Here is a 23,596-nt window from a genome sequence, read left to right on the forward strand (position 1 = left end):
GCCCGAAATTAACTATGGCTGGTTTTTTATGATCTGGGTTGATTATACCATCTTAGGTATTATTGCGATTTCGACATGTGTTAGTTTACTTCGTGGTTTTGTAAAAGAAGCCATGTCGCTTGCTGTCTGGGCAGGTGCATTTTTCATCTCTAGTATTTTTTATCAAAACTTAGCTGCATTTTTAACTCAAATATCAGAGCCTTTATTGCGAAATGCAGCGGCTGTTGCGATTCTATTTATCGCCACACTTATTGTGGGCGGTATTTTAAATTATATTCTTGGTCAACTAGTACAGCGTACAGGATTGTCAGGAACAGACCGTGTATTTGGTTTAGTTTTTGGTGGCCTCAGGGGCGTACTGGTTGTTAGCTCCATCTTATTTTTTCTCGATGCTTTTACTTCTGCACCTAAAACGCAGTGGTGGACTAGCTCAATCTTAATTCCTGAATTTGGCTTTGTTATTGAATGGTTTTTTACCTATTTAGAAAATAACTCAAGCTTTCTAACTTCTGTAACCCGTTAATCGGCGAGGATAATTACATGTGCGGTATTGTTGGTATAGTCGGAACATCTCCTGTTAATCAGGCGATTTATGATGGCTTAACTGTGTTACAACATAGAGGACAAGATGCTGCAGGCATCATCACTATCGATCGCAATACGTTTAGTTTACGTAAAGATAATGGTTTAGTGAAAGACGTGTTCCACACTCGTCATATGAAGCGTTTACAAGGTAACATGGGTATTGGCCATGTACGTTATCCTACAGCAGGCTCATCAAGCTCTGCTGAAGCGCAACCTTTTTATGTTAATTCACCGTTTGGTATTTCACTTGCCCACAATGGTAATTTAACTAATGCTGAAGCATTAAAAGAAGAGCTATTTTCGGTCGCTAAACGTCATGTCAATACCACTTCAGATTCAGAAGTATTATTGAATGTATTAGCGCATGAATTATCAAAACCAGATACATTGCATTTATCACCTGAACATATTTTTAAGGCTGTCACAACAGTAAATGAAAAAGTAGTGGGTGGTTATGCGGCAATTGCAATGATCATCGGCCATGGCATGCTAGCGTTTCGCGATGCAAATGGTATCCGTCCGTTAGTTTTTGGTAAGCGCGAAACGAGCAAAGGCATTGAATACATGTTTGCTTCTGAAAGCGTAGCCCTCGATGCTGATGGTTTTCACTTTGTACGTGATGTTGCCCCTGGCGAAGCTATTTTTGTGACGAACGAAGGTCAACTCTACTCGCAGCAGTGTGCTGAGCATGCGACTTATTCTCCTTGTATTTTTGAATTTGTTTATTTTGCACGCCCTGATTCTACGATTGATAAAATGTCAGTTTATGCGACACGTGTGAACATGGGCACGAAATTAGGTGAGAAAATCGCGCGCGAATGGGCAGACAAAGAAATTGATGTTGTAATCCCAATTCCTGAAACGTCGTGTGATATCGCTCTTGAAATTGCATCTGTATTAAATGTGCCGTACCGTCAAGGTTTTGTTAAAAACCGTTATATTGGTCGTACGTTTATTATGCCTGGCCAAGAAGAACGTAAAAAATCAGTACGACGTAAACTTAACGCTATCGCTCGTGAGTTTAAAGGCAAAAATGTATTGCTTGTTGATGATTCGATTGTTCGTGGCACAACATCTGCTCAAATTGTAGAGATGGCTCGTGAAGCGGGGGCTAAACATGTTTATTTCGCATCCGCAGCCCCTGAAGTGCGTTTCCCGAACGTCTATGGTATCGATATGCCTTCAGCGACTGAGCTTATTGCTCATGGTCGTGAAGTTGAAGATATTAATGCTTATATTGGTTCAGATGGCCTTATCTACCAATCATTGCCAGATTTAATTGAAGCTGTTGGTAAAGAAAACCCTGAAATTAAACAGTTCGAAACATCAGTATTTGATGGTCATTATGTAACTGGTGATATAGACCAAGAGTACTTAAATCGTATTGAATCATTACGTAACGATGCAGCTAAATCACATCGTGAAGATGCTATGTCATCAGGTTTAGAATTACATAACCAAGACTCGACAGAATAATTTGGTCAATTGATAATTAATAAAAAAAGGAGCGATAGCTCCTTTTTTGTTAACTTAAGGAAAGTGAAAATTAATTAAATACCGGTGCATATCCAGAGGTCCACATAATAGCTGTTGCAGCTAATATGATTACCAATAATATTAACCCACTAGTTACAACAGAGCTTGCATAAATGAAACCACGCTCTTCAGGGATGTGCATTAAAATTGGTACGCCGGTATAGAGTAAATATACGGAGTAGGCTAGTGCAGCTAATCCAACACACACAATAAACCAAAGTTCTGGATAAAATGCAGAGAATGCAGCCATAAAAATCGGTGTTGCAGTATAAGCAGATAACTCAAGGGTTTGGGTATAAGTAGGTGTCGCACCAAATGTCTGTGCCATCCAAAGGGCGAGATACGCGAGGGCAAATACGCCAGCTATTAAGGCAAAATACATTGCAACCGCTATAATAGACGCACTCTGAGAAGTTAAGAATATATCTTTTCCAGAACCGATACTCCAACCAAGGTAAACTGCAGAGTAATAGCCCATGAGTGAAGGGATCAATGCAATCAGCAAAATATGAGATAAACTGTACTTTAAACTTTCGTGGCGATCGTCAATCGAATGCCATTCTTCTTTTGGATGGGCGTAAATACCCCATAAGTGATTCAATATCATAAGTATATTCCTATTTCCCAAAGTAAAGTAATTATGTTGTTTTTTTGTACATTCTACTTATTAAGGTATTAACTACAGGTTAACCTTTGTCAAGCTAGGACTTAAACGTTGCATATATTGTGACAAAAGCGCTTATTTTAAGCACTTATTGATTGTCAATGCTGTGATACAATAGAAATGTTTGAATTATTGCAGTTGAAATTATGTTAGAAAAATACCAAACCTTACTCAATCCTATTTATGAGTTTCTTCAATGTGAAACACCGAATGAATGGGTCGTTGAAGCTATTAAGCCTAATAATTTACATGTATTGCTACTTGATCATATGCATTGTGAGCTAAAAGCTGCACAATCTGCGGCTTTTTTAATCCGTAAATATGCAATCGACGATCAAAGTGCCCGTGATTTGCTTGCATGGCTCAAACCTTATGAAGATTTTGTTTATCGAGGTATCGGTGATGGCCTCTTTAGTGAGGGTAAAAATGCGCTAGTCGGTGAGCTTAAAGCCAAAACTGGGGATAACCTTAATCAAGATATTCTTGATAAAATGGTGCGTTTGATCAAAGAAGAACTTCATCATTTTGAGCAAGTCTTGGCTATTATTCAGCAGCGTGGTTTTAGTATTGAACCATCTTCGGCTTCTCGTTATGCAGCAAGTATGATTAAACATGTGCGCACTTATGAACCCGCAGCTTTAATTGATAAATTGATCATCGGTGCTTTTATTGAGGCCCGCTCGTGCGAACGCTTTGCAAAATTAGCCCCTTTTCTTGAAGAGGACTTAGCAAAGTTTTACATTTCATTATTGCGCTCAGAAGCAAGGCATTATCAAGATTATATCGCTCTTGCTAATGATGTCGCATTACAAACGGATCCTGTGCGGTTTAATGTCAAAGAGCGAATTGCTTTTTTTGCAGAACTGGAGGCTCAATTGATAGATTCTGATGATCCGGACTTTAAATTTCATTCAGGGAAACCTGTTACGGTTAATTCGGCTCTATAATATTGCAGTTAGGGTTACGCCATACTTTAATTTTAGTTTCTAGTAGGTAACTGCTTGAGAATTGAAAGTTATTATGATTTAAACCTAACTGCTTGATGTTGTAATTTCCACCAGCTAAGTCAGAAAAAGCGTAATCCACACGGTCTTTATCTAATAACATCAGACCTTGAGCAATATTTTCAACAAAGATTTGCTCAATATTCACATTAATAAATTGGTTCATTAACTCACTTAATCGGTTATTGCTCCTGAGCATGGCAATCTTTTTCCCTCTGAGTTCATTCAGTGACTCCCAACTAAAAGGCGTGGCTTTTGCCTTACGATATAATCCTAGTTTTACAACATGTTCATTAAGCACGATTTCAGGATAGGTGTTTTGTTCAAGTGGTGGATAAAAGCTGAGACACCATTTAGCACTTTTTAGATGGTATGCGGCGCGAGCTGGAGGTAAAAATAAAGGCGTGAAGGTTATTTTTTGCTGTTTGAAGTGTTGAGTAAGTTCGTAAAAAGACAGCCCATAATGAGGTTCTGTTTGCGAAGTATATGGCGGATATTCGATGGCAATCACATCAACATTTTGGGATGCAACATAAAAACTGCTCATAAGTAAGGACAATACTACAAGTATGTAGCGCATCGTAATTAATTTAAATATTTACCATGGGTATTAGTTTAGACTAATTATCGGGTCAATCTTATGTATTTCATTCTTTAAAAGGATTATTAATGAGCTCTTTATTTGTTTCGGTTACTTTTAAATAAGAGCCTTGCTGATACCAATCACCTAGTACGATACGTATGCATTCTTTTCCTTTATTTGTAACAGTGTGCACATTGGGGCGATGGGTGTGTCCATGGATCATTAATTGAGTATTATATTTTTCAAACATCGCATTAACTGATTGTTGAGTGACATCCAATATTTCGGAATTTTTACTTTGCTGAGTTAATTTACTTTTTATTCTAGCTTTTCTTGCTACAGATTGGCGATACCAAAGAGGTAAGCTGAGCATCAATTTAGGCCACCACCAACCGCGGCTTTTTTTTCGAAATTTTTGATATTCTGTGTCATCCGTACACATCTCATCTCCATGTAAAATGATGGCGTTTTCCCCATAGAGATTAATGACGGTTTGCTCGGGTAAAAGTGACATACCACATTGCCTAGCGTACTTTTTTCCTATTAGGAAGTCACGATTACCATGTACAAAATAAATGGGTATACCGGATTGACTGATCCCATGAAGTTTTGATGCAATCGAAATCGTTAATTGTGTTTGATGGTCGTCACCAACCCAGACTTCAAAGAAATCCCCTAATATGTATAATGCATCGGTTTCTGTGTTGACGTGTTCTGTTAAAAAATCAAAAAAAGCAGCACTAATGTCGGGGCGTTCTTCGCTAAGGTGTAAATCAGAAATAAAAAGAGTGTGGTGCATTATCAAATATACTTTTTTGATATTAAAAGAAGCGCACCGTAATAGTGCGCATTAAGCTTATGATTCGACTGAAACACGTTCGATAATCACATCTTCTAACGGTACATCTTGATGAAAGCCACTGCTGCCAGTTGGCACTGCTTTAATTTTTTCAACAACATCCATGCCTTCAACTACTTCGGCAAATACACAGTAGCCATAGCCTTGTGATGTTGCACTTGAGAAGTTTAAGAATGAATTGTTATTTACATTGATAAAGAACTGGGCTGTCGCCGAGTGAGGATCCGGTGTACGTGCCATAGCAATAGTACCAACTTTGTTAGAAAGGCCGTTGTTTGCTTCATTTTCAATTGGCTCACCGACTTCTTTTTGTTCCATACCCGGTGCGAATCCACCGCCTTGAACCATAAAACCATCGATGACACGGTGAAAGATAGTGCCGTTATAAAAACCTGAGTTAGCGTAGTTTAAAAAGTTCTCAACAGTCTTTGGAGCTTCATTCTGATGCATCGTAAGTTTGATATCACCAAAGTTAGTATGTAAAACAACCATGCTTATTCCTATTCAATAATAAAAAGTCGACGATCATTTTATCTTAGTTAAGAGTAATTCACAAAGGTATAGAGCGTAGGCGATTGAGGTGATAATATAACTACTTAGCCTAAAAAAAGGATAGTTAATCAATGGTACAAATATACAACACACTTACCCGTCAAAAAGAACAATTTAAACCAATGGTTGCTGGTAAAATCAGCATGTATGTGTGCGGTATTACCATTTATGATTATTGCCATGTGGGTCATGCGCGCACTTATGTATCGTTTGATGTGATGAATCGCTATTTTCGCCATTTAGGGTATGACGTGACTTATGTACGTAATATCACTGACGTTGATGATAAAATTATTAAGCGTGCTCAAGAAAATAACGAAGAAATTAATGATTTAACCGTTCGCATGACGAAAGCCATGCATGAAGATTTTACAGCACTCAATATGTTACCTGCCGATATTGAGCCAACGGTAACCGGTCATATGCCAGAAATTATCGCGATGGTTGAGCGCCTTATTGAAAAAGGGCATGCTTACATTGCTGGCAATGGTGACGTTTTGTTTGATGTATCAACTTTTGCTGCGTATGGTGCATTATCACAACAAGATTTATCGATGCTCCAAGCTGGCGCTCGAGTCGAAGTCGACATGGGTAAAGATGATCCGCTTGATTTTGTACTTTGGAAAAAGGCAAAACCACAAGAGCCTAGTTGGGAGTCGCCATGGGGTGCAGGTCGTCCGGGTTGGCACATTGAATGCTCAGCTATGAGTTCAAAACATTTGGGCGATCATTTTGATATTCATGGCGGTGGCTCGGATTTACAATTTCCGCATCATGAAAATGAGATTGCACAATCATGCTGTGCATCAGGTCAAAAGTATGTAAATACTTGGATCCACACCGGTATGGTGCAAGTTAACAAAGAAAAAATGTCAAAGTCGCTTAATAACTTTTTTACTGTGCGTGAAGTATTAAAACAATACGACCGTGAGACGGTGCGTTTTTTCTTAATTAATGGCCATTACCGCAGTCAGCTTAATTATTCACAAGAAAATTTAGATCAAGCACGTTCGTCATTAGAGCGTATTTATACGGCTTTACGTGGTGTGACACCTGCACCTATCGATTTGGCTGCTAACGAATACGTGGCAAAATTTCGCCAAGCAATGAATGATGATTTTAATACCCCAGAAGCGTTACCTGTAGTATTTGAATTAGCGAAAGAAATTAATCGAGTTAAAGAGTCTGACGTTAAAAAAGCTGCTGAACTTGTCTTTGTTCTAAAAACGATTACAGAAGTACTTGGAATTGCTCAGCAAGAGCCTGAGAGTTTTTTACAAGGAAATCAAGACGAAGATGAAGTGGCGCAAATCGAAGCCTTAATTGCACAGCGAAACCAAGCGCGAGCTGATAAAAATTGGGCGCTTGCAGATGATGCGCGTGACAAATTAAATGCCATGAAGATCATACTCGAAGACAGTGCTGGTAAAACAACGTGGCGCAAAGCGTAAGCTAGTGCCAAAAAATAAAAAACCGCTTTTAAGCGGTTTTTTATTGTTAAAAGAGCTCAGTTAAAATTGCATTAGCTATGATATTTTTCGCAAGCTTCCAGGGTATTTTCAATTAGGCTAGCAACTGTCATAGGGCCTACACCACCTGGAACTGGCGTGATAAAGCTCGCACGTTGTTCGGCAACATCATAAGCTACATCGCCGACTAATTTCCCGTCTTCAAGACGATTAATCCCTACGTCAATTACAATCGCGCCTTCTTTAATCCATTCTCCTGGAATAAAAGCGGGCTTTCCTACTGCAACCACAACCAAGTCGGCACGACGGACATGCTGTTCAAGATTTTGAGTGAATTTATGACATACCGTAGTCGTACACCCTGCTAAAAGTAATTCAAGTGCCATCGGGCGACCAACAATATTTGATGCGCCAACAACAACGGCATCCATACCTTTATAACGTACACCTGTAGAGTCAAGTAAAGTGATGATCCCTTTAGGCGTACAAGGACGAAGTGCAGGCATACGTTGCGCTAAACGGCCGATGTTATAAGGGTGAAAACCATCAACGTCTTTTAAAGGGGTAATACGTTCTAAGATTTTTTCAGCGTTTAAACCAGCAGGGAGGGGTAGTTGCACTAAGATCCCATCGACTTGAGGATCATTATTTAAAGTATCAATTAACTCAAGTAAGTCAGTTTCAGATGTGTCGCCAGGTAAATCGTAAGATTTTGAAACAAAACCGACTTCTTCACAGGCTTTGCGTTTTGAACCTACATAAACTTGTGACGCGGGATCCGCACCGACTAATACAACCGCTAAACCAGGAGCGCGAAGGCCCTGTGCGATGCGTTGTTCGACTCGTTGCGCAACAGATGAACGAACCTGTTTAGCTATCGCCTTACCATCAATGATATTTGCCGTCATGGTTGACCTTTTAGAATTGGGGTTAATACTAGAGCGAGCTATATTTTCTCATGAATCCAGTCATGCGCCAAGTTAGCATTATGGGTTATCAAAGGTTTTGTTGTTAAAATCAACAAAATCAATAAAAAACCGACAAGCCGCTGTAAAAATAAGCACTTAAACTTTTTTATTGAAAAAGTGTTTGACGCCAATCGGTCAAATCACTATTATGCACCCCGTTGTCAACGAGGTTATCCTCCAGATAACAATAGAAGTATCGGCGATTAGCGCAGTTTGGTAGCGCACTTGGTTTGGGACCAAGGGGTCGCAGGTTCGAATCCTGCATCGCCGACCACTTAGCACTTGCGAAGTAAGATGCGCCCGTAGCTCAGCTGGATAGAGCAACGCCCTTCTAAGGCGTGGGTCGAAGGTTCGAATCCTTCCGGGTGCGCCATTTTTTGTGTAGCGGTGACTGTAGCTCAGTTGGTAGAGCCCCGGATTGTGATTCCGGTTGTCGTGGGTTCGATCCCCATCAGCCACCCCATTCACACAGCTTCAAAATAAAGATTTCGGCGATTAGCGCAGTTTGGTAGCGCACTTGGTTTGGGACCAAGGGGTCGCAGGTTCGAATCCTGCATCGCCGACCACTCTTTATACACCTTTAAGTCGGCGATTAGCGCAGTTTGGTAGCGCACTTGGTTTGGGACCAAGGGGTCGCAGGTTCGAATCCTGCATCGCCGACCATCTTAAAAAATACACACTTATCGGCGATTAGCGCAGTTTGGTAGCGCACTTGGTTTGGGACCAAGGGGTCGCAGGTTCGAATCCTGCATCGCCGACCATCATTTTAAAAGTTAAAACACATATTTAACCTCATATAAAACTCTTATTTTTCATATCTATACCTCAGCACTGTAAATATTTAATTCCTATACTCGACTAAACAAAATATTGCGTTATAATGCCGCGTCTATAGGTTTAATAAGAATGCGTCCATAGGACGTAAGCACAATGCTTGTCATTGTGTCTTAAGGAAGGCGTTACAACGCCAAAAATACAAAGATTGAGGTAAATCATGCAAGTTTCTGTTGAGACGACTCAGGGCCTTGAGCGCCGCCTGACTATCACTGTTCCAGCTGCGAACATTGACTCTGAAGTAAAAAAACGCTTACAACAACTATCAAGAACTCAACGCATTGATGGTTTCCGTCCTGGTAAAGTGCCAGTGTCAATCATTAACAAGCGTTACGGCACAGCAGTTCGTCAAGAAGTTGCTGGTGAATTAATGCAACGTAAATATTACGAAGCAGTAATCGCTGAAAAATTAAACCCAGCAGGTGCTCCAACTTTCGCACCAGGTGCATTAGATGCGGGTAAAGATTTAGAATTCATTGCAACTTTTGAAGTTTTCCCAGAAGTTGAATTAAAAGATTTAGAGAAAATCAACGTTGAAAAGCCAGCTGTTGAAGTAACTGAAGCTGATCTTGTTAAAATGTTAGAAACATTACGCAAGCAACACGCTACATGGGCTGATTCAGATGCTGTTGCAGCTGAAGGCAACCGTGTAACTATCGATTTTGTTGGCACTATCGATGGCGAAGCCTTCGAAGGTGGCAAAGCTGAAGCTTTCCCATTAGAACTTGGTCAAGGTCGTATGATCCCAGGTTTTGAAGATAACATCGTTGGTAAAAAAGCGGGCGAAGTTGTAGTTGCAGACGTAACTTTCCCTGAAGAATACCATGCTGAAAACCTAAAAGGTAAAGCGGCACAATTCACAATTACAGTTCAAAAAGTTGAAGTTCAACAATTACCAGAGCTTAATGATGAATTCGCGACTCTATTTGGTGTTGCAGAAGGCGGTGTTGATGCGCTTAAAGCTGAAGTTAAACGTAATATGACACGTGAACTTGAGCAAGCAATCAAAGGTAAAGTGAAAGAGCAAGTTATTGCTGGTTTACTAGAAACTAACCAAGTTGATGCTCCATCAGCGCTAGTTGCACAAGAAGTTGATGCTCTTCGTCAACAAGCGGTACAACGTTTTGGCGGCAACGCACAAAACATGCCTGAGCTACCAGCTGAATTATTCCATGAGCAAGCTGCTAAGCGTGTTAAAACTGGCTTATTACTAGGTCAAGTTATCAAAGCGAATGACATTAAAGTTGATGATGCGAAAGTTGAAGCGTTAATTGCAACTGTGGCTTCTGCTTATGAAGACCCAACAGAAGTGGTTGAGTACTACAAGTCAAATGCTCAATTAATGCAACAAATGCAAAATGTAGCTATGGAAGAGCAAGCAATCGAAGCTATCCTAGCAAACGCAACAGTTACAGAAGTTGCAGCGGCATTTGATGACATAATGAATCCGCAAGCAGCACAATAAGTCATTGACTTAAAACTCTGCAAAAGTTTAAATGGCTCGTGTATCACTAAATTGTTAGTGTTACCCGGGCCATTTTACTATCAATGGTATTACCCTTTAAGCGAATACGGAAATCTATAATAATGTTTAATAGTGTGACAGATCCCTTAAACGCATTAGTCCCTATGGTCGTTGAACAAACTGCTAAAGGTGAGCGCTCATATGATATTTATTCGCGACTACTCAAAGAGCGTGTCATCTTTTTGACTGGGCAAGTTGAAGACCACATGGCGAATCTAATTGTGGCGCAATTATTGTTTTTAGAATCAGAAAACCCTGAAAAAGATATTTTTATCTATATTAATTCACCTGGTGGCTCGGTCACTGCTGGTATGGCCATTTATGATACGATGAACTTCATTAAACCAAATGTAAGTACAGTGTGTATGGGTCAAGCTGCTAGTATGGGCGCATTTTTGTTGTCAGGTGGTACAAAAGGCAAACGTTTCTGTTTACCTAATTCACGAGTGATGATCCACCAACCATTAGGTGGTTTCCAAGGTCAGGCATCTGATTTTGAAATTCATGCCCGTGAAATTTTATCAATCAAAGATAAATTAAACCGTTTACTTGCAGAGCACACAGGCCAACCAATTGACGTTATTTCTCGCGATACTGACCGTGATAACTTCATGAGTGGTGCACAAGCGGTTGAATATGGCATAGTTGATGCTGTATTAACGCAACGTGATTTAAAGTAAGTTTGTTAACATGACTATTTACTGCTATAGCAGTAGTAAATAGTAACGAAAGAGGTAGCTTAATGTCCGATAATCGTACTGACGGCGACAAAAGCAGCAAGCTGTTATATTGCTCCTTCTGTGGTAAAAGCCAACATGAGGTACGCAAATTAATCGCTGGCCCTTCGGTCTATATTTGTGATGAATGTGTTGAATTATGCAATGATATCATCAGGGAAGAGATCAAAGACATCGCACCTAAAGCTGGTGCTGCTGAAAAATTGCCTGTACCAAAAGAGATCCGCGCTCATTTAGATGATTATGTAATCGGTCAAGAACATGCTAAAAAAGTGCTCTCGGTTGCAGTTTATAACCACTATAAGCGTTTAAAAAATCAAGATAAATCTTCAAACATTGAACTTGGAAAAAGTAACATATTACTTATTGGTCCAACAGGTAGTGGTAAAACATTGCTTGCAGAAACTATGGCAAAGTTACTTGATGTTCCATTTACAATGGCTGATGCAACCACATTAACTGAAGCCGGTTATGTGGGTGAAGATGTTGAAAACATTATTCAAAAATTGCTCCAAAAATGCGACTACGATGTTGAAAAAGCGCAACGTGGGATCGTTTATATCGATGAGATTGATAAAATTTCTCGTAAATCTGATAACCCATCCATCACCAGAGATGTTTCAGGTGAAGGTGTGCAACAAGCATTATTGAAGTTAATTGAAGGTACTGTTGCTTCAGTTCCTCCTCAAGGTGGGCGTAAGCACCCACAACAAGAGTTTTTGCAAGTTGATACTTCAAAAATCCTCTTTATTTGTGGTGGCGCATTTTCAGGGCTTGATAAAGTCATTGAACAACGCAGTACTAAAAATACGGGCATTGGATTTGGTGTTGATGTTAAATCATCAGCCGCTGGCCGAAGCATTAGTGAATCATTTAAAAATGTTGAACCAGAAGATTTAGTTAAATATGGTTTAATACCAGAATTTATCGGTCGATTACCTGTTGTTGCCACGCTCACTGAGCTTGATGAAGCGGCACTGGTACAAATTTTGAGTGAACCTAAAAACGCTTTGACTAAACAATATGGCGCACTTTTCAAAATGGAAGATGTAGAGCTTGAGTTTAGAGATGATGCACTGCTTGCTATAGCTAAAAAGGCTATGGATCGTAAGACTGGCGCACGTGGACTGCGTTCAATTGTTGAAGGTGTATTACTCGATACAATGTATGAGTTACCATCAATGGAAGATGTTTCTAAAGTCGTCATTGATGAAACTGTGATTAAAGGTGAGTCTGCTCCAATCCTCATTTATGAAAACAGCCATCAAGATAAAGCGGTTTCTGAATAAATTGTTTTATTATTAATCAAAAAGGAGCCCCAAGGCTCCTTTTTTAATAAAATCGTTGATCTTTACTGGAAATATCCCCATATAGTCCAGTAGTCTTAATTTAAATCAAAGTACTAGAGAATAATAATGACGCTTGAACGTACGGATTGTGTCGAAATTCCAGTGTTAGCATTGCGGGATGTCGTGGTATACCCACATATGGTTATTCCGTTATTTGTTGGCCGCGAAAAATCCATCAAATGCCTTGAAGCTGCAATGGAGAATGACAAACAGATTTTTTTAGTTGCACAGAAAGATGCCGCAGTTGATGAACCTGAAAGTCAGGACGTATTTAATGTTGGCACTATAGCGACGATTTTACAGTTACTTAAACTACCTGATGGCACTGTAAAGGTGTTAGTTGAAGGTACTCAACGCGCAAAAATTAATAAGTTTACCCAAACAGACGCTTTTTTTATGGCGGATGTGCAATTTTTAGTATCGAGTGATATTCCCGAGCAAGAACAAGATATTTTTGTTCGCAGCGCGATTAGTCAATTTGAAGGGTATGTCAAACTCAATAAAAAAATTCCACCAGAGGTTTTAACGTCTGTGGCTGCTATCGACGAGCCTGCACGTTTAGCCGATACCATGGCAGCTCATATGCCATTGAAAGTACCTGAAAAACAAAAAGTACTTGAAATTGCCAATGTGACCGACCGTCTCGAATATTTAATGGCGGTAATGGAAGGCGAAATCGACTTGTTACAAGTTGAAAAGAAAATTCGTTCACGTGTTAAAAAACAAATGGAAAAAAGCCAGCGTGAATACTATTTGAATGAGCAAATGAAGGCCATTCAAAAAGAATTGGGTGAGCTTGATGAGGCACCTGATGAGTTTGAAACACTGAATAAAAAAATTGAAGAAGCTGGTATGCCAGTCGAAGCGGCAACTAAAACTCGTGCTGAACTCAATAAGTTAAAAATGATGTCACCAATGTCAGCTGAGGCGACCGTTGTTCGCTCGTATATCGACTGGATGATAGGTGCACCATGGAAAAAACGCTCTAAGGTCAAAAAAGATTTAGCAGCAGCGCAAGAAGTGCTTGACGCTGATCATTACGGGCTTGAAAAAGTTAAAGAGCGCATTATTGAGTATTTAGCCGTTCAGCAACGCACTAATAAACTTAAAGGCCCCATTTTATGTTTAGTGGGTCCTCCTGGTGTTGGTAAAACCTCTTTAGGGCAATCCATCGCTAAATCTACAGGTCGTAAATACATTCGTATGGCGCTTGGTGGTGTGCGTGATGAGGCTGAAATTCGTGGTCACCGTCGTACTTATATCGGTGCGATGCCAGGAAAAATCGTTCAAAACATGTCAAAAGTTGGGGTGAAAAATCCACTCTTTTTACTGGATGAAATCGATAAAATGTCATCAGATATGCGTGGAGATCCAGCTTCAGCGTTACTAGAAGTACTTGATCCTGAACAAAATACCGCCTTTAACGATCATTATCTTGAAGTTGATTATGATCTTTCGGATGTAATGTTTGTTGCGACGTCTAACAGCTTTAACATTCCAGGTCCGTTATTAGACCGTATGGAGGTTATTCGTCTTGCTGGTTATACCGAAGATGAAAAGCTCAATATTGCAATGCAACATTTAGTGCCAAAGCAAATATCGCGTAATGGTTTAAAAGCCAAAGAAATCGATATTCATGAAAGTGCGATTATCGGTATTATTCGTTACTACACGCGAGAAGCGGGTGTACGGAGTCTTGAGCGAGAGATTTCAAAGTTATGTCGTAAAGCGGTCAAAGAAATTTTACTGACAAAAGACTTGAAAAAAGTCTCAATTAATCAAGAGAACTTAGAAACCTACTTGGGTGTTCACCGTTTTGACTATGGTAAAGCTGAAGGTGATGATCGCATTGGTCAAGTCACAGGGCTTGCTTGGACTGAAGTGGGTGGAGATCTGCTTACAATAGAGAGCGCTGCCGTTGTTGGTAAAGGTAAACTAACTTATACCGGTTCTTTGGGTGATGTGATGCAGGAGTCTATTCAGGCCGCCATGACCGTGGTTAGAAGTCGTGCTGATAAATTGCGCATTAACAGCGATTTTCATGAAAAACGCGATATCCATGTTCACGTTCCTGAGGGCGCTACACCAAAAGATGGCCCTAGTGCGGGCATTGCAATGGTAACGTGTTTAGTGTCGAGTTTAACGGGTAATCCTGTGCGCTCTGAAGTTGCGATGACTGGTGAAATTACATTACGTGGTGAAGTATTACCAATTGGTGGCTTAAAAGAGAAATTACTTGCAGCACACCGTGGTGGTATTAGAACTGTCATTATTCCAAAAGATAATGAAAGAGATTTAAAAGAAATCCCACAAAATGTTATTGAAGGCCTGTCTATTCATCCTGTTAAGTGGATAGATGAGGTACTTGAGTTGGCATTGGTACACCCAGTTGATACTTTTTCAATCGAAACTGAAAAAAAAGCATAAAAATCGTTAAAAAAGTACTGTAAAGGGCTTTTCAAATCGATGATGTGTGCTAAGTTAGGCACTGGTTTTTAAGCCTAGCCCTTATGGCGCCTAGGCTTACGACGAATTACTGATTAGACAGTTGTGCTCTCATAATGTCTATTAAAACTATAAACGGCGTTTGTTAAAAATAATAAATCAAACGCTCGCTACAATAACAATGTAAGGGGATGATATTGTGAACAAGTCTCAACTAATTGATGAAATCGCTGCAGGCGCTGATATTTCTAAAGCAGCCGCTGGGCGCGCACTTGATTCATTCATTGATGCAGTAACAACTGCATTAAAAGACGGTGACTCTGTTGCACTAGTTGGTTTTGGTTCTTTCTCTGTTCGTGAGCGTGCTGCTCGTTCAGGTCGTAACCCACAAACTGGTGCCACAATTGAGATTGCAGCTGCTAACATTCCTTCTTTTAAAGCAGGTAAAGCACTTAAAGACGCAGTAAACTAATCAAGGTTTTATGCGTAAGTTGGCGGTGTATACTTAGTGTGAAAACACCTGTTTTGGCAGGGTTTACCAAGTAATTTTACCTAAAACTTTAAGTAAAAAGGCGCATCTGCTAAGATGCGCTTTTTTTACATTGCAGTACAGCACAGACTAAAGAGAATTAATAATGCTAGAGAAAATTAGAGAAGGCTCACAGGGACTTACAGCCAAGATTATTCTTGGTTTAGTCATTTTGTCATTTGCCTTAGCCGGTATAGGCAGCTACTTAGGGCAAACCACTGAAAAACCTGTAGCTGTAGTGAATGGACAAAAAATTAGTCAAACAACATTTGCCCGAGCTTATGAGAATGAGCGAAGCCGTTTAGAGCAGCAATTTGGTGAATATTTTAACCAAATCGCGGGCGATGCAAACTACATGTCACGTGTGCGCGAAGGGGTTATCGACCGTTTAGTGCAACAAGAATTACAATCACAGTTAGCCCAAGAGTTGGGTCTTCGCGTCAGCGATGAAGCAATTAAAGAAGAAATTCGTACATTGCCTTACTTCAATATTGGTGGACAATTTAGTAATGACCGTTATTTACAAGTCATTCGCCAAATGAATTTCCAGCCAGATACATTTCGTAACTATTTACGTGCTGAAATGACACGTAGTCAGTTAGTTACATCGGTTGCTGCAAGTGATTTTGCATTACCAAATGAGATGAACACCATTTCGCAACTCCAAACTCAAGTTCGTGATTTAGATTATGTATTGCTAACGGCTGATCAAGTTAGCAAAGATATTGCGGTCAGCGAGCAAGAGGTTGCTGATTACTATGCACTTAATCAAAGTCAATTTTTATCACAAGAACAAGTTTCTGTTGAATATGTTGAACTTAATGCTGAAACGTTACCAGTTGTAAAGCAAGTTACTGAAGATGAGATTTTAGCACTTTATAACGAAAATAAAGCTCAATATGTTGAGCCTGAGCGTCGTCGAGTTGCCCATATTCTTGTAGAACTTGGTGATGATGAAGCGGCTTCTGAAGCCAAAGCCAAGGCGTTACTAGCTAAATTACAAGCCGGAGCTGATTTTGCTCAATTAGCACAATCAGATTCAAGTGATATTGTGAGCGCTGAAAATGGTGGTGATTTAGAGTGGATAGACCGAGATATGATGGATCCCGCATTTGAGGATGCTGCGTTTGCGTTAACTGCTAAGGGTGATATCTCAGATGTTGTGCAATCAGAATTTGGTTTTCATATTATCAAGTTGACAGACCTTCAAGTTGAACAAGTCAAAACGCTTGAGATGGTGAGAGATGAGTTAACTGCTCGCTTAGAGCAAGATCATAAAACAGAACATTTTTACGAGTTACAAACACGTTTAGCTGAACTTGCTTTTGAAGTAGCCGATTCACTTTCTGAAGCTGCCACTGCTGTTGAGCAAGATGTTAAATCAACCACTTTATTTAGTCGTTTTGATGCTCCAGCGCCTTTAAATGATGCAAAAGTAATTGATGCTGCATTTTCGGTTGAGTTGTTAGAAGATAAAGTAAATTCTGAATTAATTGAACTGGGAAATGAGCATGTTGTTGTTTTACGCGTGAAAGATCACAAACCAGCAGCTACTAAAGCATTAGCAGAAGTATCAGATCAAATCAAAGCCGTATTGGTTAAGCAAAAAGCCAATGAAGTGAATGCGACTCGTGGTGATGAGCTGTATGCAAAATTAAGTTCAGGCACAAGCCTTGCTGATTTAGCTGCAGAGCAATCGTTACAGGTTGAGCAGGCACGTGATATTAAACGTAATGCCTATAATTTAGTTCCAGGCTTGGCTAAAGATGTGTTTCAAATGGCTCACCCCGTTGATAAACCAGTTACAAACCGCATTACACTTGCAAATGGTGATGTTGCGCTTGTTTCGTTATTAGCCGTTAAAAATGCGCCAGTAACAGAGCTTGATGCTCGTACAAAAGAAGGTATTAACGCTGAGCAAATCAACCGTAACTATCTTGTTTTTATTGATGCGTTAAAACAACAAGCAGAGATTAAAGCAGCTGCTGTAGAGGCTGTTACTGAGTAATTGACTAAAGCGTTATTAGATCAAAGACAAAAGGCCCAATAAATTATTGGGCCTTTTTCTATTTAACCTGAACTCTGGTTAAGAGATTTAGTAACTTATTGATTTAATTTATATAAAAATCAAGAAACTCTCCAGTCGGAGATTTACAGGGATAACAAGGCGAGTTTATGCGTCAATAGCTGGTCTATTGCAAGTAAACTCAACGTAGTTATTGTTGAAAATAGCCACTGGAGATAGATTTATTATCCAGAGTTCAGGTTGTTTAATAGTCAATTATGGATAAGAGATTTATCAACGGGTTGAATTAAACGCAAACCTCGACGTTATTTACATTTAATCAGAGATTTTAAAGGCGAATAAAGCGGATTTTCACGTCAATAGCCGGTTTCTAATATGTTTATCTAGCACAGTGTGTGTTTAAAATAGCAGCCTGAGATAAATTTATATTTCTAATATTTGGGTTATGTAATCTCTGTGCTAGCTAAGGAATTTAGTCGTGTATTGCGTTCGCTTTGCTCGAACTGTATTTTTTAGACAAAACTTTAAGGGTACCTTGTCTGATGGCGGGTTAATAGCTAGCTGATTACACAGGTTAAAAAATGCAGCGCTGTTAATGTGAAAGCAGCGGCCTTAAAAAACTATCCTTCCGTTTTGAGGACGTTCATTTTTAAATTAATTCCACCTCACACTCACTCTCAATTTTATGTTTTATACCCCATAGATATAATTAATCTGTCGTATTTTTTATGTTAATCGGCCCTAAAAAACATTTTTTCTTCTAGAAATTAAAACATTCACCCGCTTTTAAGTCACTTACAATATATTTTTTTGAAATAAGTAATAACTTTAAATTTTATTTTCTAATGTCTCAAATTAAAGAGATTCGCTTTTCTATGCAGCTAAATCATTGAGGTTAATAAAGTGTGTTGTTTTTATTTTTACGAAATAACGTTGGGTTGGTAATTTGCTGATAATTGGCATTGATTGCTATTTTTTATTTTAGGTTGTTGTTTTTATTTGGTTTTAATTGCGTTGAGGTTTTAACCTTAACGTAAACCGAATGTAAATTAAGCCTTGTTTATTTATAAATTAATATGCTAGCTTGTAATCTAAATGGGTAAAGTTGTTAATTTATAGTTAATTGGAGGCGTTGTGGATAAACCTAAAATGATGCACCGAGCATTTAAGCTCAGTACTTTTTCTATGTTGTTTGGTGCACTGAATGCGCAAGCAGAAGTCGTTGATTGTACCAACATTGATTTGTGGCAAAGTGGGGCGGCTTATACCGCAGGTCAAACAGTTAAAAAATCAGAGTTAGCATTCAGTGCTAAATGGTGGACGCAAGCGGATCCGCTTACGCACTCGGGACCTTGGCAAGAATGGAAAAAGCTAGGAGAGTGCAGTGGTGTCACTGAACCAAATAAAAACCCAACGATCGCTTTGACTCAGCCAGGACCAAGCACTGTTTTTAATGATAAAGATAGCGTTGTCATTGCTGCTGATGCTTTTGATGCTGATGGTACAGTGAAGCAGGTTGAATTTTTAGTTGATGGCAAAGTGGTTGCTATCGATAGCAGCGCCCCTTATTCAGCTCAATGGCTTGCAAGTGTTGGCAGTTTTTTAATTACTGCAATCGCTGAAGATGACAAAGGTGCACGAGTCACCTCTGATGCTGTTGCAATCAAGGTTGATGCTGGGACGCCTGGTAATATCGCTCCAGATGCATCACTGACACTAAAAACAGGCTCAAATACAATAAATCTAAATGACAGCGTTGTCTTTGGCTTGTCGGGGCAAGACTCCGATGGTCAAGTTGTCTCATTAGAGTTGTTTGAAAATGGCCAATCGGTCAGTCAAATAAACGGTGCAATTGCAGAATATGCTTTTTCTTCTGCAACAGCGGGGCGTTTTACATTTACTTTGGTTGTTACAGACAATTTAGGTGCAACCACAACAAGTAGTGCGGTAGTGGTAACAGTAAAAGAAGCGACTACTACACCACCCATTGGCGATAGAGATAACTGTAGACCTGAAGGGCTGTATCAAACACCAGGTGTAAATTCGCCGTATTGTACTGTGTATGATGCTGAGGGTCGTGAAGACATGGGCGCTGATCACCCACGTCGAGTCATTGGTTATTTCACCAGTTGGCGTACGGGTAAAAATGGTCAGCCTAGTTATTTAGCGAAAGATATTCCTTGGGATAAAATCACTCACATCAATTATGCGTTTGCACATGTTGATGGCAATAACCAAGTTTCAATTGGCGATCCGAATGCGGTTAATAATGCCGCAACAAATATGGAATGGCCAGGCGTAGCTGGCGCTGAAATGGACCCAAGCTTCAGCTACAAAGGTCACTTCAATTTACTTAATAAATTCAAAAAACTTTATCCTGATGTTAAAACACTGATTTCTGTCGGTGGATGGGCTGAAACCGGAGGTTACTTCGGGGCTGATGGCAATCGTGTTGCGAGTGGTGGATTTTATACCATGACAACCAATGCCGATGGTTCCGTCAATCACGCAGGTATTGATGCATTTGCCAAAAGCTCCGTTGAGTTTATCCAAAAGTATGGCTTCGATGGTGTCGATATTGATTATGAATATCCATCATCAATGAATGATGCAGGCCATCCTGATGATTTCCCAATTTCAAATGCTCGTCGTGCAGGTTTGAATGCTTCATACCAAGTATTAATGAAACGCTTACGTGAAGAGCTTGATATTGCAGGTGAAAAAGTAGGTAAGCATTATATGCTAACCATTGCTTCGCCATCTTCGGGCTATTTATTACGTGGTATGGAAACATTCCAAGCAACGCAATATCTCGATTATGTCAACATCATGTCTTATGACTTACACGGTGCGTGGAACGATCATGTTGGCCATAACGCAGCTTTATACGATACAGGTAAAGATTCAGAACTTGCAGCGTGGGATGTTTATAGCACGAAAGAGTTTGAAGGCATTGGCTACCTTAATACCGATTGGGCTGTAACTTACTTTCGCGGTGCACTCAGTGCAGGTCGAATCAATATTGGTGTTCCTTATTACACTCGTGGATTTAGAAATGTAAGCGGTGGTACTGATGGCCTGTGGGGTAGAGCGCCACTTCTTAACCAAGCAGATTGCCCAGTTGGCACCGGCAAAGGTGAGAAAAACAAATGCGGTAATGGTGCTATCGGTATCGATAACCTTTGGCATGACTTAGGTAAAAATAACGAAGAAATTCCAGCCGGAAGTAACCCGCTTTGGCATGTTAAAAATCTACAAAGTGGTATTTTGCCTTCTTATTTAAGTGTTTATGGACTTGATCCAACGAATGTCGCTGATGATCAACTTGTAGGTACATACGCACGTAAATACGACAGTGTTGCTGTTGCGCCTTGGTTATGGAATGCCGATAAAAAGGTATTTTTATCAATTGAAGATGAAGAGTCGATGGCGACCAAAGTCGATTACATCATTAACAAAGGGCTTGGCGGCATCATGTTTTGGGAGCTTGCGGGTGACTTTGATTATGACGCGGTGAAAAAAGAGTACTTTATGGGTTCAACCATGACGTCGATTGCTTATAACAAGTTTAACCAAGCAGCTTCATACGATATCAGCAAAGGTGCTGCAGACTTTGTACTGCCAACCGAAGCGGTTGATGTCACTTATGTTGCTAAAGATTTTCCTGCCGGTGATAAGAACTTCCCAATTGCACCAACGTTTGCATTTACAAACAACTCAGCACTTGATTTAAGCGGGGCAAAAATCTCATTTGATGTGCCAGTGTCTACGTCAGCTATTTTCCGTTCGAATTGGAATGCGCAAGAAAAGCTCGGCATGGTTGTGGAAAAAAATGCCTCAAATGCAGCTGGTAATAACATTGGTGGTTTTGAAAATGAATTCCATCGCTTTTCAATCACCTTGAAGAATGAATTTGGTGGCGTGGTCAAGTCGTTCTTACCTGGTGAGACCATCAATGCCCAAGTCATGTATTACATGCCAATTACTGGGCCAGTGAATTTCACGATTGAAAAAGGTGGCAAAGTGTACGCTGCAGCTTTTGAGTACGCAAAACTTCCTATTGCGACTGAGCCTGGTAACGGTGGTGGCAACACCGATGGTACTTGTGAAGGGGTGAAGGTTGCTGACATTCCTGTTTATCCTCTATTTCCTCGTAAAGATTGGGCAGGCAATCCGTCTCATGCCAATGCTGGGGATTTAATGCTCCATAAGAATGCGGTTTTTAAAGCCAAGTGGTGGACTGCCACAGAGCCTGGCACTGCTGATTGGACTAAAGCCTGTAGCTTATAACATATCAATATTAATGCTGAGGGCTTGCCCTCAGCATGTGAGGAATTAATTATGAAACATATATTTACCGTTTCTCTGATCACAAGTTCGCTAGGATTAGCTGGCGCAATGCTGTCTACAACGGTATCAGCGCACGGTTATATGGACAGCCCTAAAGCGCGCCAAGCGTTGTGTGAAGCACAAGGCGGTTACTGGTGGCCGCAAGATGGCTCAAATATTCCTAACCTTGCCTGTCGAGCAGCCTTTTTAGAATCGGGCCATGTGCAGTTTATTCAAGAGCATGAGTTTTCTGTTAATACGGCTGATTTTTTCAATCAAGCGGCTGTTGAAGCGAATGTTCCAGATGGCACTTTGTGTAGTGCGGGTAGCAGTCAAAAACGTGGTATGAATTTACCTTCACCGCATTGGCAAAAAACCGTGGTCACACCCAATGCCAATGGTCAAATAAAAGTGCGTTTTCGTGCAACAACGCCCCATAATCCAAGTTTTTGGCAATTTTATTTGTCTAAACCAAGTTTTAATTCAGCCACCGATCCCCTTAAATGGCAAGACTTAGAGTTAGTTCAAAGTTATGGCAATGTAGATTTTGTCAAAGATCCTGATGACAAACGTTACTATGAAATGATGGTGGCTATTCCTGCTGATAGGCAAGGAGAAGCGTTGTTATACACACGTTGGCAGCGTGATGATGTTGTTGGTGAAGGTTTTTATAACTGTAGCGATATCATTATTGAGCAAGATTATGTGACGCCTGTTGGCTGGTTCCCGTTGGGCTATTTTGTCAGACAGGGTCAAGAGGCAAATCTAGGCGATACCGTGTGGTTGCGTTTGTTTGATGCAACAGGGCAAGAGTTGGTTAATCAGCAATTGCCAATTACAGCTCAAAATCAGACTTCGTGGCAAACAGAGTTAGCTCAATTACTTAATCTTGATTACAGCCAATACCTGCAAGTAGGAGTGAAAGGGGCTGATGGTATCATTGGTTTCGACTCAAATAATTTAGCGTCTAATCAAGTGTTTGGGGCGAACAAAAACGATAGCTTTGCCTTATCCATTCAAACTCCAGCGGTGAACACTGCGCCTATCGTCAATGATATTGCCGATCTGACGCTTGATGAGTCAAGTTCAATTAATGTGCATGTGCATGCTTTTGATGATGAAAATGACCCAATTACCTTCAATTTCGATGTCCCTGCACCTCTCACTTTCACTGCCAATGGCATGAATCTGACTTTAATCGCTGGCGAGGTTACCACCAACACAAATGTGAGTGTGGGCGTTACCGTGAGTGATGGCAAATTAAGTACCAATAAGCGTTTTAATGTCACCGTTAATGATACTTCCAGTGTTGATCCAATCTATCCCCAGTGGCAAGCAGGCCAAAATTATTCAGCCGGTGATGTTGTTATATATAACGGTTTGAAATATCGCGCTAAATGGTGGGTAAAAGGTGAAAAACCAGATGTAAGCTCTGCTTGGGCGCTTATTTCAGATGATGCAAAAAATCAATGGAATGCTACAAAATCTTACCAAGGTGGCAGCAATGTCAGTCACTTAGGTAAGCAATATAAAGCCAAATGGTGGACGCAAGGCGAAGAGCCAGGCAAAGCAGCTGTTTGGCAAGCACTGTAACTAACTTAT

At 40.2% G+C, this 23,596-nt stretch carries 17 protein-coding genes and 6 tRNA genes; 18 read left to right on the plus strand and 5 right to left on the minus strand.

The window, feature by feature from the left end:
• Positions 1-28: 28 nt before the first annotated feature.
• Both AC3KZC_RS05070 and purF read left to right on the plus strand, forming a co-directional pair.
• Complete coding sequence (locus AC3KZC_RS05070; RefSeq protein WP_490580433.1) at positions 29-523, plus strand: CvpA family protein; 495 nt, start codon at positions 29-31, stop codon at positions 521-523.
• Between the two features lie 17 nt (positions 524-540).
• Positions 541-2,061 (plus strand): amidophosphoribosyltransferase, encoded by a 1,521-nt coding sequence (gene purF, locus AC3KZC_RS05075; protein ID WP_490580432.1) that lies wholly within the window; start codon positions 541-543, stop codon positions 2,059-2,061.
• 70 nt (positions 2,062-2,131) lie between these two features.
• Here purF and AC3KZC_RS05080 read toward each other — a convergent pair whose 3' ends face one another.
• Positions 2,132-2,728, minus strand: a complete 597-nt coding sequence (locus AC3KZC_RS05080; protein WP_490580431.1) for a Yip1 family protein — start codon at positions 2,726-2,728, stop codon at positions 2,132-2,134.
• A gap of 203 nt (positions 2,729-2,931) precedes the next feature.
• Between AC3KZC_RS05080 and miaE the strand changes: the two genes are divergently transcribed.
• Complete coding sequence (miaE, locus tag AC3KZC_RS05085) at positions 2,932-3,732, plus strand: tRNA isopentenyl-2-thiomethyl-A-37 hydroxylase MiaE (protein ID WP_490580430.1); 801 nt, start codon at positions 2,932-2,934, stop codon at positions 3,730-3,732.
• Here miaE and AC3KZC_RS05090 read toward each other — a convergent pair.
• The 3 genes from AC3KZC_RS05090 to AC3KZC_RS05100 all read right to left on the minus strand — a co-directional run bounded on the left by AC3KZC_RS05090 (position 3,716) and on the right by AC3KZC_RS05100 (position 5,723).
• Positions 3,716-4,336 (minus strand): type 2 periplasmic-binding domain-containing protein, encoded by a 621-nt coding sequence (locus AC3KZC_RS05090; protein WP_490580429.1) that lies wholly within the window; start codon positions 4,334-4,336, stop codon positions 3,716-3,718. The genes miaE and AC3KZC_RS05090 overlap by 17 nt on opposite strands.
• Before the next feature lie 100 nt (positions 4,337-4,436).
• Entirely contained in the window at positions 4,437-5,174 is a 738-nt protein-coding gene (locus tag AC3KZC_RS05095; protein WP_490580439.1) for a UDP-2,3-diacylglucosamine diphosphatase, read from the minus strand.
• Positions 5,175-5,228: 54 nt separating this feature from the next.
• Complete coding sequence (locus AC3KZC_RS05100; protein ID WP_490580428.1) at positions 5,229-5,723, minus strand: peptidylprolyl isomerase; 495 nt, start codon at positions 5,721-5,723, stop codon at positions 5,229-5,231.
• A 131-nt stretch (positions 5,724-5,854) separates the two neighbouring features.
• Between AC3KZC_RS05100 and cysS the strand changes: the two genes are divergently transcribed.
• On the plus strand, positions 5,855-7,234 hold the full coding sequence (cysS, locus tag AC3KZC_RS05105; protein ID WP_490580427.1) for a cysteine--tRNA ligase: 1,380 nt from the start codon (positions 5,855-5,857) through the stop codon (positions 7,232-7,234).
• A gap of 71 nt (positions 7,235-7,305) precedes the next feature.
• On the opposite strand, the gene folD is transcribed toward cysS, so the two are convergent.
• A complete protein-coding gene (gene folD, locus AC3KZC_RS05110; protein WP_490580426.1) occupies positions 7,306-8,160 on the minus strand; it encodes a bifunctional methylenetetrahydrofolate dehydrogenase/methenyltetrahydrofolate cyclohydrolase FolD in 855 nt (284 codons plus the stop codon).
• 257 nt (positions 8,161-8,417) lie between these two features.
• On the opposite strand from folD, the gene AC3KZC_RS05115 reads away from it, so the two are divergent.
• The 14 genes from AC3KZC_RS05115 to AC3KZC_RS05180 all read left to right on the plus strand — a co-directional run bounded on the left by AC3KZC_RS05115 (position 8,418) and on the right by AC3KZC_RS05180 (position 23,587).
• A tRNA-Pro gene (locus tag AC3KZC_RS05115) sits at positions 8,418-8,494 on the plus strand.
• A gap of 22 nt (positions 8,495-8,516) precedes the next feature.
• Positions 8,517-8,593, plus strand: a tRNA-Arg gene (locus AC3KZC_RS05120).
• A 14-nt stretch (positions 8,594-8,607) separates the two neighbouring features.
• Positions 8,608-8,683: transfer RNA gene (locus AC3KZC_RS05125), tRNA-His, on the plus strand.
• 26 nt (positions 8,684-8,709) lie between these two features.
• Positions 8,710-8,786: transfer RNA gene (locus tag AC3KZC_RS05130), tRNA-Pro, on the plus strand.
• A gap of 20 nt (positions 8,787-8,806) precedes the next feature.
• Positions 8,807-8,883: transfer RNA gene (locus AC3KZC_RS05135), tRNA-Pro, on the plus strand.
• 21 nt (positions 8,884-8,904) lie between these two features.
• Positions 8,905-8,981 (plus strand) — tRNA-Pro (locus AC3KZC_RS05140).
• Between the two features lie 233 nt (positions 8,982-9,214).
• Positions 9,215-10,519 (plus strand): trigger factor, encoded by a 1,305-nt coding sequence (gene tig / locus AC3KZC_RS05145; RefSeq protein ID WP_490579329.1) that lies wholly within the window; start codon positions 9,215-9,217, stop codon positions 10,517-10,519.
• A 122-nt stretch (positions 10,520-10,641) separates the two neighbouring features.
• Positions 10,642-11,259, plus strand: a complete 618-nt coding sequence (gene clpP / locus AC3KZC_RS05150; protein WP_490579328.1) for an ATP-dependent Clp endopeptidase proteolytic subunit ClpP — start codon at positions 10,642-10,644, stop codon at positions 11,257-11,259.
• Between the two features lie 62 nt (positions 11,260-11,321).
• Positions 11,322-12,605 (plus strand): ATP-dependent protease ATP-binding subunit ClpX, encoded by a 1,284-nt coding sequence (gene clpX, locus AC3KZC_RS05155; RefSeq protein ID WP_490579327.1) that lies wholly within the window; start codon positions 11,322-11,324, stop codon positions 12,603-12,605.
• Positions 12,606-12,731: 126 nt separating this feature from the next.
• Positions 12,732-15,092 (plus strand): endopeptidase La, encoded by a 2,361-nt coding sequence (lon, locus tag AC3KZC_RS05160; protein WP_490579326.1) that lies wholly within the window; start codon positions 12,732-12,734, stop codon positions 15,090-15,092.
• 217 nt (positions 15,093-15,309) lie between these two features.
• Entirely contained in the window at positions 15,310-15,582 is a 273-nt protein-coding gene (locus AC3KZC_RS05165; protein WP_009838725.1) for an HU family DNA-binding protein, read from the plus strand.
• A 163-nt stretch (positions 15,583-15,745) separates the two neighbouring features.
• On the plus strand, positions 15,746-17,647 hold the full coding sequence (locus AC3KZC_RS05170) for a SurA N-terminal domain-containing protein (protein WP_490579325.1): 1,902 nt from the start codon (positions 15,746-15,748) through the stop codon (positions 17,645-17,647).
• Positions 17,648-18,817: 1,170 nt separating this feature from the next.
• Positions 18,818-21,955 (plus strand): glycosyl hydrolase family 18 protein, encoded by a 3,138-nt coding sequence (locus AC3KZC_RS05175; protein ID WP_490579333.1) that lies wholly within the window; start codon positions 18,818-18,820, stop codon positions 21,953-21,955.
• A gap of 51 nt (positions 21,956-22,006) precedes the next feature.
• Positions 22,007-23,587 carry a lytic polysaccharide monooxygenase gene (locus AC3KZC_RS05180; RefSeq protein WP_490579324.1) on the plus strand — a complete coding sequence of 527 codons (1,581 nt, stop codon included), beginning with the start codon at positions 22,007-22,009 and terminating at the stop codon, positions 23,585-23,587.
• The last annotated feature ends 9 nt before the right edge of the window (positions 23,588-23,596 follow it).

Source organism: Pseudoalteromonas sp. J2K-J031, assembly GCF_058197095.2.

Bases quoted from the DNA above. Each gene is read 5' to 3' on its own strand.
- folD (WP_490580426.1), bottom strand. From the start codon at position 8,160: ATGACGGCAAATATCATTGATGGTAAGGCGATAGCTAAACAGGTTCGT.
- cysS (WP_490580427.1), top strand. From the start codon at position 5,855: ATGGTACAAATATACAACACACTTACCCGTCAAAAAGAACAATTTAAA.
- AC3KZC_RS05080 (WP_490580431.1), bottom strand. From the start codon at position 2,728: ATGATATTGAATCACTTATGGGGTATTTACGCCCATCCAAAAGAAGAA.
- lon (WP_490579326.1), top strand. From the start codon at position 12,732: ATGACGCTTGAACGTACGGATTGTGTCGAAATTCCAGTGTTAGCATTG.
- clpX (WP_490579327.1), top strand. From the start codon at position 11,322: ATGTCCGATAATCGTACTGACGGCGACAAAAGCAGCAAGCTGTTATAT.
- AC3KZC_RS05090 (WP_490580429.1), bottom strand. From the start codon at position 4,336: ATGAGCAGTTTTTATGTTGCATCCCAAAATGTTGATGTGATTGCCATC.
- AC3KZC_RS05175 (WP_490579333.1), top strand. From the start codon at position 18,818: ATGCACCGAGCATTTAAGCTCAGTACTTTTTCTATGTTGTTTGGTGCA.
- AC3KZC_RS05070 (WP_490580433.1), top strand. From the start codon at position 29: ATGATCTGGGTTGATTATACCATCTTAGGTATTATTGCGATTTCGACA.
- AC3KZC_RS05100 (WP_490580428.1), bottom strand. From the start codon at position 5,723: ATGGTTGTTTTACATACTAACTTTGGTGATATCAAACTTACGATGCAT.
- miaE (WP_490580430.1), top strand. From the start codon at position 2,932: ATGTTAGAAAAATACCAAACCTTACTCAATCCTATTTATGAGTTTCTT.
- AC3KZC_RS05170 (WP_490579325.1), top strand. From the start codon at position 15,746: ATGCTAGAGAAAATTAGAGAAGGCTCACAGGGACTTACAGCCAAGATT.
- clpP (WP_490579328.1), top strand. From the start codon at position 10,642: ATGTTTAATAGTGTGACAGATCCCTTAAACGCATTAGTCCCTATGGTC.
- AC3KZC_RS05180 (WP_490579324.1), top strand. From the start codon at position 22,007: ATGAAACATATATTTACCGTTTCTCTGATCACAAGTTCGCTAGGATTA.
- purF (WP_490580432.1), top strand. From the start codon at position 541: ATGTGCGGTATTGTTGGTATAGTCGGAACATCTCCTGTTAATCAGGCG.
- tig (WP_490579329.1), top strand. From the start codon at position 9,215: ATGCAAGTTTCTGTTGAGACGACTCAGGGCCTTGAGCGCCGCCTGACT.